Genomic DNA, 16,154 nt, shown 5'->3' with positions numbered 1-16,154 from the left:
CAGGTGGAGCCCGACCACCCAGTGCTGATCGACCAAGACCAGGATAACGCCATCGAAGTGGATGTGGAGGCCCTTTGCGATCGGGAGGGGGTAGTGGTGATCGGCGGTGTAATGGAGCACATCGAGCCGGCGGGCATCCACTCGGGCGATTCGGCCTGCTGGCTGCCGTCGGTGAGCCTGAGCGAGGCAGCCCTGGCCACGATCCGCGAGTGGAGCCGGGCCCTGGCCCTGGCCCTTGGGGTGCGCGGCCTGATCAACCTGCAGTTCGCAGTGCAAATCGATCCTGAGCAGGGCGAGCGGGTGTTCATCATCGAGGCCAATCCCCGTGCTTCCCGCACGGTGCCGTTTGTGGCCAAGGCCACCGGCGTGCCCCTGGCCAAGGTGGCCAGCCAGCTGATGGCCGGCCGCACCCTGGCGGAGCTGGGTCTCACGGCCGAGCCCATCCCGCCTCTGCAAACCGTCAAGGAGGCGGTGCTGCCGTTCAAGCGCTTCCCGGGTTCCGACACGTTGCTGGGTCCTGAAATGCGCAGCACCGGCGAGGTGATGGGCATCGCCAGCAGCGCCGGCATGGCCTATGCCAAGGCCGAGTTGGCCGCAGGCGAGGCCCTGCCCACCAGCGGCACGGTGTTTCTCTCCACCCACGACCGCGACAAGCAGGCCCTGCTGCCTGTGGCGGAGCGGCTGGTGGGGCTGGGCTTTGACCTGATCGCCACCGGCGGCACCGCCGAGGCCCTGCGAGCCGCTGGCCTGCAGGTGGAATCAATCCTCAAGGTGCATGAGGGCCGTCCCAATATTGAAGACGCGATCCGCTCGGCCCGCATTCAGCTGATCATCAACACCCCGATCGGCCGCCAGGCTGCCCACGACGACAAATATCTGCGCCGGGCCGCCCTCGACTACGCCGTGCCGACGGTGACAACCCTTGCCGGGGCCCGGGCCGCTGTCGAGGCGATCACGGCGTTGCAGCAGCAGAAGATTGAGGTGAATGCCCTGCAGGACATCCACCCCGGACTCACTCGTTAGGGTTAGGGACCCGATAGATCCCGCCTTGACAGCCAGCACCCAAGTCAGCAACCAGATCACCTCAGGCAGCGACTGCACGGCGGCTTTCCGGGCCGCCTATGAAAATCGCTACACCTGGGAACCGGATTTCGGTGGCTATCAGGGCCGCTGCATCTGGGAGCAAGCCGGTGATGCGGGTGAAGACGGAAAGCGCGTAGAGGGCACCTTCGTGGTGGGCGCCGACCTCAAGGCCACGGTGGCTGGCGTCGCCGATGAGGAGATTCACAAGGCCCTGGCTTCCCAACTGTGGGAGGTGGCAATCCACCGGGTGCGGCGCAGCTTTGAGCAAACCCACGGTGCCAACACCTTCACCGCTGGCGATACCGATGCCGTGGGCACCGAGGTGGTTGTGGGCGGCAAGAACACCGGTGACCGTTACCGGATCCAGAACGACGTGGTGACGATGGTGCACCGCCACATCCACGGCACCGTGGTGACGATCTTCACCGAGAGCACAACAGACACCGGCAGCGGCTACCTGAGCCGCAGCTACACCAGCCAGTACAGCGACCCCGCCAGCGGCGAAGCTAAGGGTGGCACCAGCCGCTTCACCGACACCTTTGTGCCGCTGACCGAGGCTGGCCCCTGGGTGCTGAGCGAGCGGGTGGTTGAGACCGCTGCCCATGGCGACACGCCGGCCGGCCGCCAGGTGTTTCGTTTCGAGGATCTTGCCCCCTTGGCTTAGGCCAAGAGGCCGCTGCTAGGCACAATACAGCCATGTTTTCCCTTTGGATTGGTGCCTACGACCAGGGCCTGGCCTATGCCGGCCTAGCCCTGGGCACCTACCTGACGCTGCGCGTCCTCAACTTCCCAGACCTCACGGTGGACGGCTCCTTTGCCCTGGGAGGTGGCACCGCTGCGGTGTTGATCAGCCAGGGTGCCCCGGTGCCGGTGGCCTTGGGGCTGGCGATCTTGTTTGGCTGCCTGGCTGGCATGGTTACCGGCCTGATTCACACCCGGCTGGGTGTGAATGATTTGTTTGCAGGCATCCTCACCACCACGGGCCTTTATTCGATCACCCTGCGGCTGATGGGGCGCTCGAACATCCCCCTGTCTGAAACCCCAGCTGGAATTCTGGCCCTCCCCGATCTGGGCCTTGGCCTGGATGGTCAATGGGCCGTGGGATTAACCCTGGCGACCGTTGGGATGATCCTGCTGATCTCCTTCCTGATGGCCACAGATTTCGGCTTGTCTTTGCGCGCCTTGGGCAACAACCCCACCATGGCCCGCGCCAACGGCATCAACCAGCGCCGCGGGCTCACGGTGGGAATCGCTGCTGCTAATGGTCTGGTGGCCCTGGCCGGGGCGCTGGTTGCCACCTATCAGGGCTTTGCCGATGTGACCATGGGGATCGGCTCGTTGATCCTGGGACTAGGCATGGTGATCATTGGCGAAGCGGTGCTGCGGCCGCGCTCGCTGCCCTGGGCCCTGCTGGCGGTGTCGGTTGGAGCGATTTTGTTCCGCACCATGATCGCCATCGCCCTGCAGTTGGGCCTCGAACCGGTTGATCTCAAGTTGGCAACGGCCCTGCTGCTGCTTATAGCCCTGGCCTTCGGACGGCTGCGCATACCGGGTCTTTCGGCAGACCAGGGGAGGCAGGAGCAATGAGTTCCGCTACTGGTCTTAGCTCCTCTGGTCTCAGAGTGCCTGGTCTCAGTGTTGAAGAGCTCAGCTGGGGCCATCCCCTGCCTGGATCGGGCTGGCGGCAATTATTCAGCGGTTTCTCGCTGAGCTGCCCCCCCGGCCAGTTTCTGGTGGTGATTGGCAGCAACGGCTCCGGCAAGAGCACCCTGCTCAATCTGGTTGCTGGCACCCTGCGCCACAGCGCTGGCCGTATCCATCTGGGCGGTCGCCCCCTGCACCGCCTGCGAGATCACCAGCGGGCCCGCTGGATCGGCCGGGTGATGCAAAACCCCCTGGAGGGCACTTGTCCGGGGCTGACCGTGGCTGAAAACCTGCGGCTGGCGGAGCGGCGCAACAGGCCCGTCATGATTAATGGAGGCTTCCTGATTGGTGCCTTTGGTGGCATCCATCCCAATGGCGGCGACCGCAGGCGCTACCGCGAGCTGCTGGGCGAGCTGGGCTTGCCCCTGGCCGACCGCCTTGATGAACCGGTGGGTCAGCTTTCCGGTGGCCAGCGCCAGACCCTCAGCCTGGTGATGGCAACCCTGGGTTCACCGGATCTGCTGCTGCTTGATGAGCACACCGCTGCCCTTGACCCCCGGGCCGAAGCAACGGTGATGGCGCTCACCGACAGGTTGGTTCGTCAGCTGGGCACTACCGCCTTGATGGTGACCCACAGCCTCGAGCAGGCCCTGAGACACGGCGACAGGTTGGTGATGCTCCATGAGGGTGGCTTGATCGGCGACTGGAATGCTGCCGAGCGTGAATATCTCGACCCGGCCGCGTTGCGGGCGATGTATGGAGCAGCCATAGTTGCGCCGCAGTCTTCCAGTGCCACAGATGGGTCTTCAGCGTCGTGAATTTCTGACCCTGGCAGGGGCCGGGGTTGTCAGCACGGTGGTGCTCTCCGCCTGCGGCAAGCTTGGCGGTGGCACCAAGGTTAAAGGCCCCACCATCGGCATGCTGCAGATGGTGGAATCCCCGCCTCCAACCAACACCCGCAAAGGCTTTGAAGCGGCCCTTGCAGAAGCTGGCTACATCCCTGGCAAAAACGTCAACTTCATCCAGAAGGATGCCGCCGGCGAGCTGCCCAACACCACCTTGGTGATGAAGCAGTTTGTGGGCGACCAGGTGGACATGATCCTGGCGGTTGGCACACCGCCCCTGCAGGCCGCCATGAAGGTGGCCCCAGCAACCACTCCTGTGGTTTTCTGCTATTGCTCCAATCCCTGGGGTGCCGGCGCGGGCACGCCCCCGGGTGCAGTGGGTCAGCACAAGCCAAATGTGGTCGGCACGATCGGCACCAACCCGGTGGGCAAGGAGCTCGATTTGGCACGCCAAATCAACCCTGAGCTCAAGACCGTTGGCCTGATCTTCAACCCCGGCGAGCCCAACTCCGAATATGAAGCCAAGGTGCTCAAGGAGGAGGCAGCCAAACGCAACATCACCGTTGTGGAGCAGTCGGTGGCCAACTCCGGCGAAGTGCTGCAAGCCGCCCAAGTGCTGGCCGACAAGAAGGTAGAGGCCTTCGTGAAGATCGGCGATTACGCCACGATTCAGGGCTTTGGCTCGATCGCCAAGGTGGGTCTAGAGAAGAAGATTCCCGTGTATTCGGTGGATGCCGACGACATCAAGCTGCCCGGCTGCCTTGCCACGATCGGCTGGGCCTACTTCGATGACGGCTACGCAGCCGGCAAGCTGGCGGTGCGGGTATTGAAGGGAGAATCGCCGGCCAAGATGGCCTTCGAGCCCCTCACCAAAACGGAGTTGATGGTGAACAAGGCCACCGCCGCAGCGATCGGGGTAACCCTGCCTGAGGAGCTGATCAAGGAAGCCCAGAAGGTGGTGAGCTAGAGCCCACCCCCATCGCATCACCCCCTTTTCAAGGCAGGGGGGTGATGTTTTGCAGTTTGTCGTTGAGCTGGCTTGCCATAGCTTGGCGGCCAACGGCAAGCACTTTCAGGGTGTCTTCATGCATGCGTAGCTGGGCATCAGCTACTTGCATGCCACGCACCAGCTCCTTCATCTCATCCGGCAAGCCGTTGAGGTCGTAGCGCTTGCCCTCGAAGGTGAGCACGGGCGGCTGGTTGTCGGATTGCTGGGCGACGTTGTCCACGAGTGGCAAAAAATCTTCAGCCCTCAGGATACGGGTGGCAGGCCACCCGGTCGCTTGAAGAAAAACATCAGCAGCGGGCCCACCTGGGCTGCTTCCACCATCTCCCAGTTTTCTTTGCCGAGGGCATTGAGAAAAAACTGCAGCTGTTCAGCTGGGTGGCGTGGTTTGGTAGCTGCGGCGTCGTATTGCTGCGGGAATTCCTTCTTAAGAAACTCCGGGCTCAGGGCGCCGCCGAGCCGCTCACTATCTGCCTTGGGTGAGGGAGGACCCGGCGGATTGCCGCTCTCCACGTTGATGTGGATCACCCGGTATTCCCAAGACATCAGGCTTGCAGATGAATGAATTGGCGCTCGCAGAGCTCGCGGTAGCGGCCCGCCTGCGCCATCAGCTCATTGTGACTGCCCTGTTCGACGATGCGACCGCCATCGAGTACCAGGATTCTGTCTGCACCCTGCACGGTGGCTAGCCGGTGGGCAATCACCAGCACGGTGCGGCCCTCCATCGCCTGCTCCAGGCCTCGCTGCACCGCCTCCTCCGCTTCGGCATCGAGGGCGCTGGTGGCTTCATCAAGCAGCAGCACCGCCGGGTTGCCGAGCACGGCGCGGGCAATGGCTAGCCGTTGAAGCTGGCCGCCAGAGAAGTTGCTGCCCCGCTCTTCGATGCGGCTGGCGTAGCCCTGGGGCAGGGCCTCGATGAAGCCGGCGGCGTTGGCGAGGCTGGCGGCCTGGCGGATGGCAGCCTCGCTGGCGGGCCGGCCGAAGGCAATCGCTTCGGCCACCGTGCCAGAAAACACACTGCTTTGCTGGGGCACCAGGGCTACGGCGCGGCGCAGCTCCCGCGCCCGCAGATCGGCTAGGTCGTGGCCATCCAGCAGCACCCGGCCCTGCTGGGCGGTGTTAAAGCGCAGCAGCAGGGAAAACAGGGTGCTTTTGCCGGCGCCGGAGGGACCCACCAGGGCCACTACCTGGCCAGGCCGCACCTGCAGATTCAGGTCGTGCAGCACCGGTTGGGCGGGGTTGTAGCCGAAGCGCACCTGCTCGAGCACCAGCTCGCCGCGCACGCTGCCCAGCGGCTGGGCCGAGGGCCGGTCTGGAGCCTCCACCGGTTCGGCCTCGATCGCCCGCAGTCGCCGCAGCGAGGCCTGGCCCTGCTGAAACTCGTTGAAGTTGGTGGTGAGGTGCGAGATCGGGTCGATCAGCATCAGCAGGGCCGCCACGTAGCTGCTGAAGCCCTGGCTGTTGAGGCCACCGGCCTGAATCCGGGCGGCGCCGAGCAGCAGCACGGTGAGGATGCCGGCCGCTTCCAGAAAGCCCACCACCGGGTGCTGCAGGGCCAGCAGTTTGAGGGTGCGGTAGCGGGCCTGGCGGTGCAGGTCGATTTCGGTGTCGAAGCGCTGCTGCAGCCAAGGTTCGGCCGCGAAGGCCCGCACTAAGGGCAGCCCACCGATCGCTTCGCCCAGCAGGCCCGCCAGCTCGCTCACCTGCTTTTGGCTGCGTTCGGCGGCGGCCATTACCCGGGCGCCAAAGCTGCTTACCAGCAGCACCACCACTGGCGCCAGCAGCAGGGTGGCCAGGGCTAAGGGCCAATCGAGCCACACCATGTAGCCGAGCACCACCACCAGCTGCAGGGCGCTGGGGGTGGTGTCTTGAATGGTTTTGTAGATCACCTCGCCCACCCGGTCCGCGTCTTCGGTGAGGCGATAGGTGAGGTCGCCGGCTGAGAGCTTCTCGAGGGCGCCGAATTCCAGCCGTTGCAGGCGGGCAAATAGGCCCCGCCGCAACTCCTGACTAACCCGCAGGGCGGGCCCGGCCAGCAGGGTGTCCTGGCCGAACTGGGCCGCCTTTTGCACCAAAAACAGTCCCAGAGCCGCGGCGATAGTGCGCAGCACCACTGGGAAGTTGCCAGCGCCGATGGCTGGAATCAGCTGGCCCGCCAGCCAGGCGAGCAGCGGCCAGCAAGTCACATAGATCACCATGCATAGCCCACCTGCCAGCAGGCGCCGGCGGTGGGGTTTCAGCAGCGGCCAGAGGTGTCGAAACCCGGCCGGCGAGGGTGCAAGCATGCGGTCACGCTATCGCTGCTCCCCCAAGCCGCCCCTTGAAACTCGATCAATTCCTCAAATACCAAGGCCTGGCGGGCACCGGCGGCGAAGCCAAGCTGCGCATTCAGCGCGGTGATGTGCGGGTGAATGGCGCCATCGAAACCCGTCGCGGTCGTCAGTTGGCCCCCGGTGATGCGGTCGACATCGACGGCCGCGAGCTGCTGTTTATGGGGACCAGGCCGCCGGCCCATTAGGTTTTCCTGACAGTGCTGGAGAGGGCCGATGCGTAAGGCCGTGATCGCGGGTAATTGGAAGATGCACATGACCTGCGCTGAGACGCGGGTTTTTGCGGCCACGTTTCGGCCGCTGATTGCCGACTCCCCAGACGATCGGGAGGTGGTGATCGCTCCGCCTTTCACCTCGATTCCCACGCTCTGCCGCCACCTGGAGGGTGCTGGTGTGAAGTTTGCTGGGCAAAACGTGCACTGGGAAGACCAGGGGGCCTACACGGGCATGATCTCGGCGCCGATGCTGCTGGAGCACGGGGTGAGCTACGCCATCGTTGGCCACAGTGAGCCGCGCAAGTACTACAGCGAAAGCGATGAGCAGATCAACCTGCGCGCCCGCAATGCCCAACGCCATGGCTTGATCCCGATCCTGTGCGTGGGCGAAAGCCTCGACCAGCGGGAATCCAATGAAACCGAGCGGGTGATCCACCGCCAGATCGAACAGGGCCTTGAGGATGTGGATCCCACCCAGGTGGTGGTGGCCTACGAGCCGATCTGGGCGATTGGCACCGGCAAGACCTGCGCCGCTGAGGAGGCCAACCGCATCTGCGGCCTGATCCGGGGCTGGGTGGGTAACCCCGGCGTCACGGTTCAATACGGCGGCTCGGTGAACCCTGCCACCATCGACGATCTGATGGCCCAGAGCGACATCGACGGCGTCTTGGTGGGTGGGGCTTCCCTCGATCCGGTGAGCTTTGCCCGCATCGTCAACTACGGCCGCTGAGACTGGCTCCCTGAGACTGGCCCCCCGTGATCGATCAACCCCGTTTTGCCTGGGGCGACCGCACCGCAGTGATGGGGGTGCTGAACCTCACCCCCGACTCCTTCAGCGACGGCGGCCGCCTCGCCAGCGTGGCGCAGGCGGTCCGCGCCGCTGGGCGGATGCTGACCCAGGGGGCCGATGTGTTGGATCTCGGCGCACAGAGCACCAGGCCCGGCGCCGAGGAGGTGGGGCCCAAGCGGGAGCTTGAGCGGCTGCTGCCGGCTCTTACTGCTATTCGCGCTGCCCATCCAGGCGCCCTGCTCTCGATCGACACCTTTCATGCGGCGGTGGCAGAGGCGGCATTGGCGGCTGGCGCCCACTGGATAAATGACGTGAGCGGCGGCCGGCGCGATCCGGCCCTGTTGCGCTTGGCGGCGTCTGCTGGCTGCCCACTGGTGTTGATGCACAGCCGTGGCGATAGCCGCAGCATGAACTCACTTGCCTACTACGAGGATGTGGTGGCGGAGGTGCGGGCAGGCCTAATGGCGGCCACTGAAATGGCCCTGGCGGCGGGGGTGCGCCCGCTGAAGCTGATCTGGGATCCGGGGTTGGGCTTCGCTAAGGACACCGACCACAACCTGGATCTGCTCCGGGGCCTAGGCACCCTGGCGGCGGAAGGCTTTCCCCTACTGGTGGGGCCTTCGCGCAAGCGCTTCATCGGCGCGGTGTTGCACGAGCCCAGGCCCCGTGCCCGGCTATGGGGCACGGCGGCGGTGTGCAGCCAGGCGATTGCCCAGGGAGCCCGCATCCTGCGAGTGCACGACGTTGGGCCAATCGTGCAGGTTGCCCGGATGGCCGATGCGCTTCGGCCCGCTTAGCCGGCCTGGTAGTCGATCTGACCTTTCTCGTTGACTTTGGCCAGCGAGAAGAAGCGGGCCGTGGTGGTGGAGATGAAGCCCAGCTCGGCCAGCAGTTCGCCAACCCGGCCGCCCTTGCTGCGTTGCAGGTCGAGGGCCTGATCAAGTTGATCAGGGGTGATGCAGCCCATTTCCACCAGGCGCTCACCCAGCCGCTTCTCATTGAAGCCCTGCTCATCGAACAGGGCGGGGTTGAGCAGCAGATCCAGCATCTGGGGCCGCACCTGCAGGTTGAGCCGTAGGAATTCGCCAAAGCGCTGGGTTTCAGCGAAGGGCCGATACTCCTCCAGCAATTGCTCCAGCTCTTCGATGTCGAGCACGCCGGCTTGCACCAGCTTGTTGCCGAGGGTTTGGCGCTTGAAGCTGGTGTCGCTGTTGGCGGCAGCGTTGAGATCGCCTTCCACCAGCTGAGGCGCCTGGAAAGCCTCCTTAATCCAAGGGTCGCTGCCCAGGAAGCCAAATAGCTCGCTTGGGTTGAGGGTGAGGCTGCCGAGACTTTCTTCGATCAGCTCCTCAAGAAAGGCCACCTCGGTAGTGGGACCAATCACCTGAAACGGCAGGCGGGCACTGTTGCCATTGGCAACAAGCTCCAATTGGACTTGCTCTGAACTCAGACGGAACCTGTACATAGCTCAGCTCTGAACGGGTACTGCGCGGGGAGGCGTAGTTCATTCAATCTAGCCGGCAATAACCCGAATAAATTTAGTAATTTGTCTGACTTTTCCTGACGATCAAACCAAAAGCAATTTGGGGAACTTAGCTTTGATCTGATTGGAGAGTTGATATGGTGAGTAGGCCGAGAGATCCGAGCCGATCCATCTTGCATGCCCTGGCCCAGGCTCCAAGCCTGCTGATCAACGGGATCCAGGATGGCTGGCGCACCAATGTGGAGCTGATCCAAGAGCTGGTTAGCCACCGCTTTTTCCAGTCGCTTCGCGAGGTCGATTGGCGTCAGTATCAGCTTGGTCCGATTTTGGTCGCCTCGGTGCTGATCAACCTGCTGGAACTCGCGTCCCCGCTTTATATCAACATCGTTTACACGTCGGTTTTGCCGAGTGGTTCGATGTCGAGCCTGGTGGTGATGACGGTGGCCGTGCTGCTGTTGATGGTGCTCGGTGGCTGGCTCAAAACGGTTCGGCTTGATTTAACGGGTGGTGATGGCGCCCGTCTAGAGCACCAGAGGCGCCTTGAGGGACTGGCGCACTTCTCTCAGATGCGCCTGAGCGATTACCTGAGTGCATCTCCGGCCACCCACCTCGAGCGGCTCAACAGCATCAACCTGCTGCGTGATGAGAGTGCCCTGCAGTCGCTCACCACGGCGATCGACCTGGTGTTCTCGCTGCTGTTTGTGCTGGTGCTGTTCCTGATTGCCGGCAGCGTGGGCATCGTGGCCGTGATCGCCATTGTGATTTACCTGCTGCGGACCCTCGCCTTCGCTCGCGACTACGAGGGGATCAGCAAGCAGCGCGACCGGCTGGAGCTGGAGCGGCTCAGCTACCAAACCAAGCTGATGGGCTCGATTGATCTGATCAAGTCGAACGGCCTGGGCCGCCAGTTCCTGGTGGGCAATGAGCAGCGCCAGGAGGAGCTGGCCTGGCAGCGCATGGTCAACAACAACTTCAGCGGCCAGTACCAGGCCTTTGGCTCCCTGATGAGCCAGCTCACCTTTGCGGGCATCGTCACATGGGGTGCCTTGCTGGTGATCCAGGGAAGCCTGCTGGTGGGGGCCCTGGCGGCTGCCCTGCTGCTGGCCGGCAAGATTCTCACCCCCTGGCAGCAGGCGATGGGCCTGTGGAACAGCTACCGGCGCCTGGCCCATGCCCGCGACGAATACGACGCCCTGATGGCCATCCCGGTGGAAGCTGAAGGCGGCGAAGAGAAGCTCGTGCTTGCCGCCGAGGGAGCCCTAAGCCTCTCTCTTGATGGCCGGCCCCTGGCAGTGATTCCCACCGGGTCGGTGGCCCTGCTGCGGGATCAGCAGTTCGGAGCCCAGGTGCGCCACCTGTTCATGGACCTGATCCAGATCGAGGCCGACCCCCGGCTCCAGCTCAATGGCCTGCCGATAGGCAGCTACCACCGGGAGGCCCTGCGGGATGGCATCGCCTATGTGGATCCCTCCCGGGACTTCTTCGATGGCACCCTGCTGCAGAACATCAGCAGCTACCAGCCCCGCCGTTACCAGCGCCGGGCCCTGTTCTGGGCCTTCCTCACCGGGCTCGACACAACTGTTCGCAGCTTGCCTCAGGGCTACAGCACGGCCATGGGCACCTCGTTGCCCACCGGCCTTTCGCGCGATTGCCAGCAGCTGTTCCAGGTGGTGACGGCCCTGGCCCGCTCCCCTCAGCTGCTGCTGCTCGACCTCAGCGACTGCTCTTATGGCAAGGAGTTCATCGACGGCCTGCAGCGGATTCTGGGCCGCACCAAGGGCCGGACCACCGTGCTGATCAGTGGCGCTGGCCGGGTGCTCGGCTCGGTGAGTGACCAACAAATCGACATGCCGGCCCAGGGCCGGGAGGTGTTCGCGTGACCAGTTCCCCTTCCCGCGCCATGTTGCTGCGCGACCTCACCCTCAGCGCGGAAGCGCCGATGGCCTTCTGCGTAAGGCTGTTGCTGCAGCAGATGCTGTGGACGGGCCGTCCCGATGAGCTGTTTGAGCTGATCAGCAGCGACCCCCGCCAGATGGACCTGGTGGATGCCCGCAACCTGCTGCTGAGGCTCGGCTATGGCAGCCGTATTGAGGGACTAGAGAGCTGGAGCCAGCTCAATCCCCAGCTGCTGCCGGCCCTGTACGTGGGGCCAGACAACCTGCCCTACGTGCTCTCGCGCACCAGCAAGGGCGAGCTGGTGGCGGGCAATGTCAACGGCCGCACCGACCTCTACAGCCTGCCCACCGGTGGGTGGTTGGTTTTCCTGCAGGACAAGGGCAGCACTGAGCGGGTGACTCTGCTGCAGCAGATCCTCTATCGGTTCACCAACCGGATCTCGGTGCTCTACGGCATCAGCTTTGTCCTGGCCCTCCTGGCCATGACCCTGCCCTTCTACATCCGGGCGATTTACAACGTTTCAATCCCGAGTACCAGCGCGATTTCCACCTTCTGGATCTTCCTGGGGGTGGTGCTGCTGTTTGTGCTGGATTGGATACTGCGCCAGTGGCGCACCACCTTGCTCTCCCAACTCTCGGGCCGGCTTGATGCCCTGCTGGGGGTGAATCTGGTGGAGAAGTTATTTGGCCTCGACTACCGCCAGATCGAGACCCTGGGCCAGCACGGACTCACCAACCGTCTGCGTAATCTTGACGGCCTACTGGCCTACTTGCAGGGTCCCCTGGCCCTGGCCTGCCTGGATTTCCCCTTCGTGGTGATCTACCTGGGCGCCATCGCCATGATTGCGGGGCCGCTGGTGTTTGTGCCGCTGGTGCTGATGGTGCTGAGCGGCCTGCTGGTTTGGCTGCTTTCGCGCTACTACACCGGTGCCTCCGAGCTCAACCTGGCTACGGGCATTGGCATCACCCAGGCCCAGCAGGAGCTAGTGAATCGCTTCCTGGAAGTGAAGCTGGCCAATGTGGAGTGGGTGTGGCTGCAGCGGCTGCGAGGTCTGTCGGCCCAGAGCACCAGCAGTGGCCTCACGCTCAACCGCCAAGTGGGCCGGTTGCAGGTGCTAGTTAGCACCACCTCCCAGCTCGCGAGTGTGCTCACCTTGGCCATCGGCGTCTGGATGGCCTATTCGAGCGATCAGCGCCCGGCGGCGATGGGCAACTTGATCGCCGCCATGTTCTTTGTGTTCAGGGTATTTACGCCGTTTCAGCAGCTGATGAATGCATTGCTGCGCTTCGATTCGATGCGCAAGCAATATGGCCAGCTGGATCAATTCTTCAAGCTGCGTAGCAGCAATCGCTCTGCCGGTGCCTTGGTGAGTGCCCCGCGCATGCGCGGCTCGATCCTGCTTGATTCAGCTGCCTGCCGTCTTGGCGGCGAAGGGGTATTGGCTATCACCCGGGTGTCGCTTTCGGTGGCGCCGGGCGAACTGCTGGCAATCACAGGCAATGCCGGCTGCGGCAAGAGCACGGTGCTGCGGGTTGTTGACCAGCTCTATCCGCTGGTGAGCGGCACCCTGCTGTTTGATGGCAAGGACTACCGCCAGTTCAGCGCCGAGGCGATCCAGCGCAACATCGCCTACCTGATGCCCCAGAGCCAGTTGCTGCCCGGCACGATCTGGAGCAACCTCACGGCCATGAATCCAGACGCCACCGTGGCTGGGGTGCGCCAGATCTGCGCCAGCCTGGGCCTGCTTGATTTCCTCGATTGCTTGCCGGACGGCTTCGACACGTCTCTCACCGATGAGGTCGTCTATCAGTTGCCCAATGGGGTGCGCCGGTTGATGGCCCTGGCCCAGGCCCTGATCAAGGACACGCCGATCCTGTTGATCGACGACATCAGCCAGGGTCTGGCCCCGGATCAGTTCCAGGCGGTGCTGGAGGCCCTGCCCTCGCTGCGGCGCTGCACCTTCAGCGGTCAGGACCGCAGCATCATCCTGGCCACCGACAACAAGTTGCTGCTGGAGAAGGCTGATCGTCTCTGCATCCTTGATAAAGGCGTCACCTCGTTCCAGGGCACGGCTGAGGAGCTGCGAGCGCGTATGCAACAGAAAGCAGCCTGATCCCTTTTCTTTATTTCACCGCACCCCTTCCTCGTCATGACCTCCATACCCGTCAACGGCCCCAACTCCATTTCTGGCAGCGACCCTGCTGATTCCTCTTCCTTGGCCCTTCCGCCCGCCGGCGGCCTGCTGGCCCGGCTGCCCGGCATGGACAGCCCTGATGCGATCACCCTGGTGGGCCGCAGCCGCCTTAGCCAGGCCCTGGAGCTGGAGGAAAAACCAGACAACCGCTACCTGCGGCTCAGCCTCTATGTGCTCGGCGCGGCGGCCTTGATCTTCTTCCCCTGGGCGGCGCTCACCCCCATCACCCAGGTGGTGAATGCCTCCGGCGAGGTGATTCCCAAAGGAGAGGTGAATGTGGTGCAGCACCTCGAGGGCGGCATTGTGTCGCGGGTGGATGTGAGCGACGGCGATGAGGTGCGCGAGGGCCAGGTGATGCTGGAGCTGCGCCCCAACCTGGTGGAAAGCGAATACCGCGCTACTGAGCAACAGCTAAAAAACCTGCTGCTGCAGCAACAGCAGCTGCAGGCGGCCATCCGTGGTGAGCGGGTGCTGCCTCCCACCGAGGGCATCAAGCAGGGCAACAAGGTGAGCCAGGCCCAGGTGGACCTGCTCAACAGCCGCATGGACAACCGCGAAGACCAGATAAAGGCGGCTCAGGCCGTGGTGGGGGAGAAGCGAGCTGAGGTTTCGGGCCTCAACAGCCAGATTGCCCTCTATCTGAAGCAGCGAGCGATGTGGGCTGGATTGGTGGCCTCCGGAGCCGCTTCCCGCCTCAACCTGCTCGATATCGATACCAAGCTGGCCGAGATGCGCGGTGCCCGCAATGAGTCGCTCAAGGCTCTCTCCCAGGCGGAGGCAAACCTCAATGGCGTGCAGTCGGGTCTGGTGTTCGAGCAGAACTCCCAAGTTGCCCAGCTAGTGAATGAGGAGGCCGTGGTTGCCGAAAACATCAAGAAGGTGCGCAACCAGTTGGAGCGCACCAAGATCACGGCCCCGGTTGACGGTGTGGTGAGCGACCTGCGCTTCAAGGCCCCCGGTGGCGTGGTGGGTCCTGGTGCGGTGGTGCTGTCGGTGGTGCCAAACAGCACCCAGCGGCTGGTGGAGGTGCGGGTGCCCTCGTCTGATATCGGCTTTGTGAAGCCCGGTCAGAAGGTGGATGTGAAACTCCAGCCCTTTGATTCCACCATCTATGGCTCGGTGCCCGGCCGGGTGCTGAGCATCGGCGGTAATTCGGTGCAAGATCCCGACGACCGCAAGTACTACTACAAGGCCCGCATCCAGCTGGATCGTCAGTTTGTGGATGTGGCCAACCGCAAGTACCCGATCGCCGTCGGCATGCCCCTAGTGGCCGACATCAAGGGCCCCCAGCGCAGCGTGCTGCGCTACATCTTCCAGCCGTTCACCCGCACCCTGGATTCGGCCCTGCGCGAATCGCGCTGAGGGCAGCAGGGTTTGATTTGTTTTTCAAGGCCGCCCCAGGGCGGCCTTTTTTAGTGCGCTCCTAGCCAGCAGTGATCTAAGAGTTCCACAGCCCAGGCCAATGCCCTGGCCAAACTCTCAGCTGCTTCTCAGATACCCCAAATCAACTGCAGCGCAATTGATTTGCCGCTTTTTATTGCCCTGCCTGGGCCGCTGCTGCTGCTTTTTCGTTGCGGCATGGTGTTTTCTCCTTGGACCACGAATAAGGCCTGCATACCCTGTGTGAAGGGATAGGTATTTGGGCCATGGCTGACGACCTCAACACGATGCTCACCGATGGCGCCGGTTACGACGAAGACAGGGATCGGCTGGCGGGCAGCGTTCAGGACCCCAGCATCGTTAACCCAGCTGGTAGCTCTGATAACAAAGGCGGCAACACCGGCTTCGGCGATGGCGAAGACAACACGATTACCGAGCAGGCGCCTGAGGGTGAGCGACCAGCTGTTGCTGTCAGCCAGGACATTCCCGAGCCCAAAACCGACGTTGGCGGCGGTAGCGGTGGATTGGCAGGTGGCACCAGCACAACGAACGAGACTCCTCAAGTGTCCTCCGTGGCACAGACGGCGGTCGCTCAGAGCGACCCAACTCTGCAGGACATTGCCGCTCCGGTAGCCGCAGAGGAGCCGTCTCCGGAGCCTCAAAATGTTGCACCTGTTGATGCGGATGAAGTCGTCACTGTGTCGGAAGATTCTTCCGCATCCGGAAATCTGCTGTCGAACGTAGTCGATCCAGACGGTGCGACTCCAGTCATTCTTAGCTTCGGTGTTGATATAGATGGGGATGGAGTTGTCGATAATTTTCTTCCTGGCCAGACCGCCACGATTGCAGGAGTAGGTACGATCACGATTGGGAGCAATGGTGACTACACCTTTGATCCTGTTGATAACTACAACGGCAGTGTGCCGACTATTACCTATACGGTATCTGACCAAGCAGGAGGAACGGATACCTCAACGCTGGACATCACTGTGACACCGGTGAATGATGCACTGGTGGATGGCGATGAGACCGTAGAGGTTGCAGAAGATACCAATGCGACAGGGAATGTATTGCTGAACGTTGTTGATCCCGACGGCTTAGTGCCGATCGTGACTCAGTTCACGGTTCCTGGTGATGCCAATGTGTATACCGCTGGCCAGGCCGCCACGATTGCAGGAGTAGGTACGATCACGATTGGGAGCAATGGTGACTACACCTTTGATCCTGTTGATAACTACAACGGCAGTGTGCCGACTATTACCTATACGGTATCTGACCAAGCAGGAGG

At 63.1% G+C, this 16,154-nt stretch carries 15 protein-coding genes and 1 pseudogene; 12 read left to right on the top strand and 4 right to left on the bottom strand.

The features are described 5' to 3' along the window. From carB to KBY99_RS14530, 5 genes and pseudogenes are all read left to right on the top strand, one after another. Positions 1 to 1,023: pseudogene (carB, locus tag KBY99_RS14550) on the top strand (carbamoyl phosphate synthase large subunit); the annotation flags it as partial. A 25-nt stretch (positions 1,024 to 1,048) separates the two neighbouring features. Next, entirely contained in the window at positions 1,049 to 1,747 is a 699-nt protein-coding gene (locus KBY99_RS14545) for a DUF3386 domain-containing protein (RefSeq protein WP_254999780.1), read from the top strand. Positions 1,748 to 1,779: 32 nt separating this feature from the next. Next, the gene (locus KBY99_RS14540; protein WP_254999779.1) at positions 1,780 to 2,670 is read left to right on the top strand and encodes an ABC transporter permease; all 891 of its coding nucleotides are present in this window, start codon (positions 1,780 to 1,782) and stop codon (positions 2,668 to 2,670) included. After that, positions 2,667 to 3,545: an ABC transporter ATP-binding protein gene (locus tag KBY99_RS14535; RefSeq protein ID WP_254999778.1), complete on the top strand. Its 879-nt coding sequence runs from the start codon at positions 2,667 to 2,669 to the stop codon at positions 3,543 to 3,545. Before KBY99_RS14540 ends, KBY99_RS14535 begins: the two co-directional genes overlap by 4 nt. Further along, positions 3,526 to 4,539 carry an ABC transporter substrate-binding protein gene (locus KBY99_RS14530; RefSeq protein WP_254999777.1) on the top strand — a complete coding sequence of 338 codons (1,014 nt, stop codon included), beginning with the start codon at positions 3,526 to 3,528 and terminating at the stop codon, positions 4,537 to 4,539. Before KBY99_RS14535 ends, KBY99_RS14530 begins: the two co-directional genes overlap by 20 nt. A gap of 28 nt (positions 4,540 to 4,567) precedes the next feature. On the opposite strand, the gene KBY99_RS14525 is transcribed toward KBY99_RS14530, so the two are convergent. Genes KBY99_RS14525 through KBY99_RS14515 form a run of 3 tightly spaced genes read right to left on the bottom strand, consistent with a single transcriptional unit; the run spans position 4,568 to position 6,863 of the window. Next, positions 4,568 to 4,810 carry a DUF6447 family protein gene (locus KBY99_RS14525; RefSeq protein ID WP_241518353.1) on the bottom strand — a complete coding sequence of 81 codons (243 nt, stop codon included), beginning with the start codon at positions 4,808 to 4,810 and terminating at the stop codon, positions 4,568 to 4,570. A gap of 14 nt (positions 4,811 to 4,824) precedes the next feature. After that, positions 4,825 to 5,124, bottom strand: coding sequence for a hypothetical protein (locus KBY99_RS14520; RefSeq protein ID WP_106632963.1), 300 nt, complete (start codon positions 5,122 to 5,124; stop codon positions 4,825 to 4,827). Then, the gene (locus tag KBY99_RS14515; RefSeq protein ID WP_254999776.1) at positions 5,124 to 6,863 is read right to left on the bottom strand and encodes an ABC transporter ATP-binding protein; all 1,740 of its coding nucleotides are present in this window, start codon (positions 6,861 to 6,863) and stop codon (positions 5,124 to 5,126) included. The genes KBY99_RS14520 and KBY99_RS14515 overlap by 1 nt, the downstream gene beginning before the upstream one ends. A 35-nt stretch (positions 6,864 to 6,898) precedes the next feature. On the opposite strand from KBY99_RS14515, the gene KBY99_RS14510 reads away from it, so the two are divergent. From KBY99_RS14510 to folP, 3 genes are all read left to right on the top strand, one after another. After that, positions 6,899 to 7,096 (top strand): RNA-binding S4 domain-containing protein, encoded by a 198-nt coding sequence (locus KBY99_RS14510; protein ID WP_106632961.1) that lies wholly within the window; start codon positions 6,899 to 6,901, stop codon positions 7,094 to 7,096. A gap of 28 nt (positions 7,097 to 7,124) precedes the next feature. Beyond that, positions 7,125 to 7,853: a triose-phosphate isomerase gene (tpiA, locus tag KBY99_RS14505; RefSeq protein ID WP_106632960.1), complete on the top strand. Its 729-nt coding sequence runs from the start codon at positions 7,125 to 7,127 to the stop codon at positions 7,851 to 7,853. Between the two features lie 71 nt (positions 7,854 to 7,924). Next, a complete protein-coding gene (folP, locus tag KBY99_RS14500; RefSeq protein ID WP_254999781.1) occupies positions 7,925 to 8,710 on the top strand; it encodes a dihydropteroate synthase in 786 nt (261 codons plus the stop codon). Here the strand turns inward: folP and KBY99_RS14495 are convergent. After that, positions 8,707 to 9,342: a hypothetical protein gene (locus KBY99_RS14495; protein WP_254999775.1), complete on the bottom strand. Its 636-nt coding sequence runs from the start codon at positions 9,340 to 9,342 to the stop codon at positions 8,707 to 8,709. The two genes, folP and KBY99_RS14495, sit on opposite strands and share 4 nt — an antisense overlap. Positions 9,343 to 9,569: 227 nt before the next feature. Here KBY99_RS14495 and KBY99_RS14490 point away from each other — a divergent pair, with 227 nt between their 5' ends. The 4 genes from KBY99_RS14490 to KBY99_RS14475 form a co-directional block, all read left to right on the top strand. Then, complete coding sequence (locus KBY99_RS14490; RefSeq protein WP_254999774.1) at positions 9,570 to 11,276, top strand: ABC transporter transmembrane domain-containing protein; 1,707 nt, start codon at positions 9,570 to 9,572, stop codon at positions 11,274 to 11,276. Beyond that, positions 11,273 to 13,405, top strand: a complete 2,133-nt coding sequence (locus KBY99_RS14485; protein WP_254999773.1) for an ATP-binding cassette domain-containing protein — start codon at positions 11,273 to 11,275, stop codon at positions 13,403 to 13,405. The genes KBY99_RS14490 and KBY99_RS14485 overlap by 4 nt, the downstream gene beginning before the upstream one ends. A gap of 36 nt (positions 13,406 to 13,441) precedes the next feature. Continuing rightward, positions 13,442 to 14,848 carry an HlyD family type I secretion periplasmic adaptor subunit gene (locus KBY99_RS14480; RefSeq protein WP_254999771.1) on the top strand — a complete coding sequence of 469 codons (1,407 nt, stop codon included), beginning with the start codon at positions 13,442 to 13,444 and terminating at the stop codon, positions 14,846 to 14,848. 284 nt (positions 14,849 to 15,132) lie between these two features. Beyond that, positions 15,133 to 16,154 (top strand): Ig-like domain-containing protein (locus KBY99_RS14475; RefSeq protein ID WP_254999770.1); only part of this gene is annotated, 1,022 nt, incomplete at its 3' end.

This window comes from Cyanobium sp. Maggiore-St4-Cus (genome assembly GCF_024345615.1).
Taxonomy (GTDB): domain Bacteria; phylum Cyanobacteriota; class Cyanobacteriia; order PCC-6307; family Cyanobiaceae; genus Cyanobium_A; species Cyanobium_A usitatum.
The sequence above is the reverse complement of the archived record's forward strand: the minus strand, read 5'-3'. Positions and strand labels throughout refer to the sequence as shown.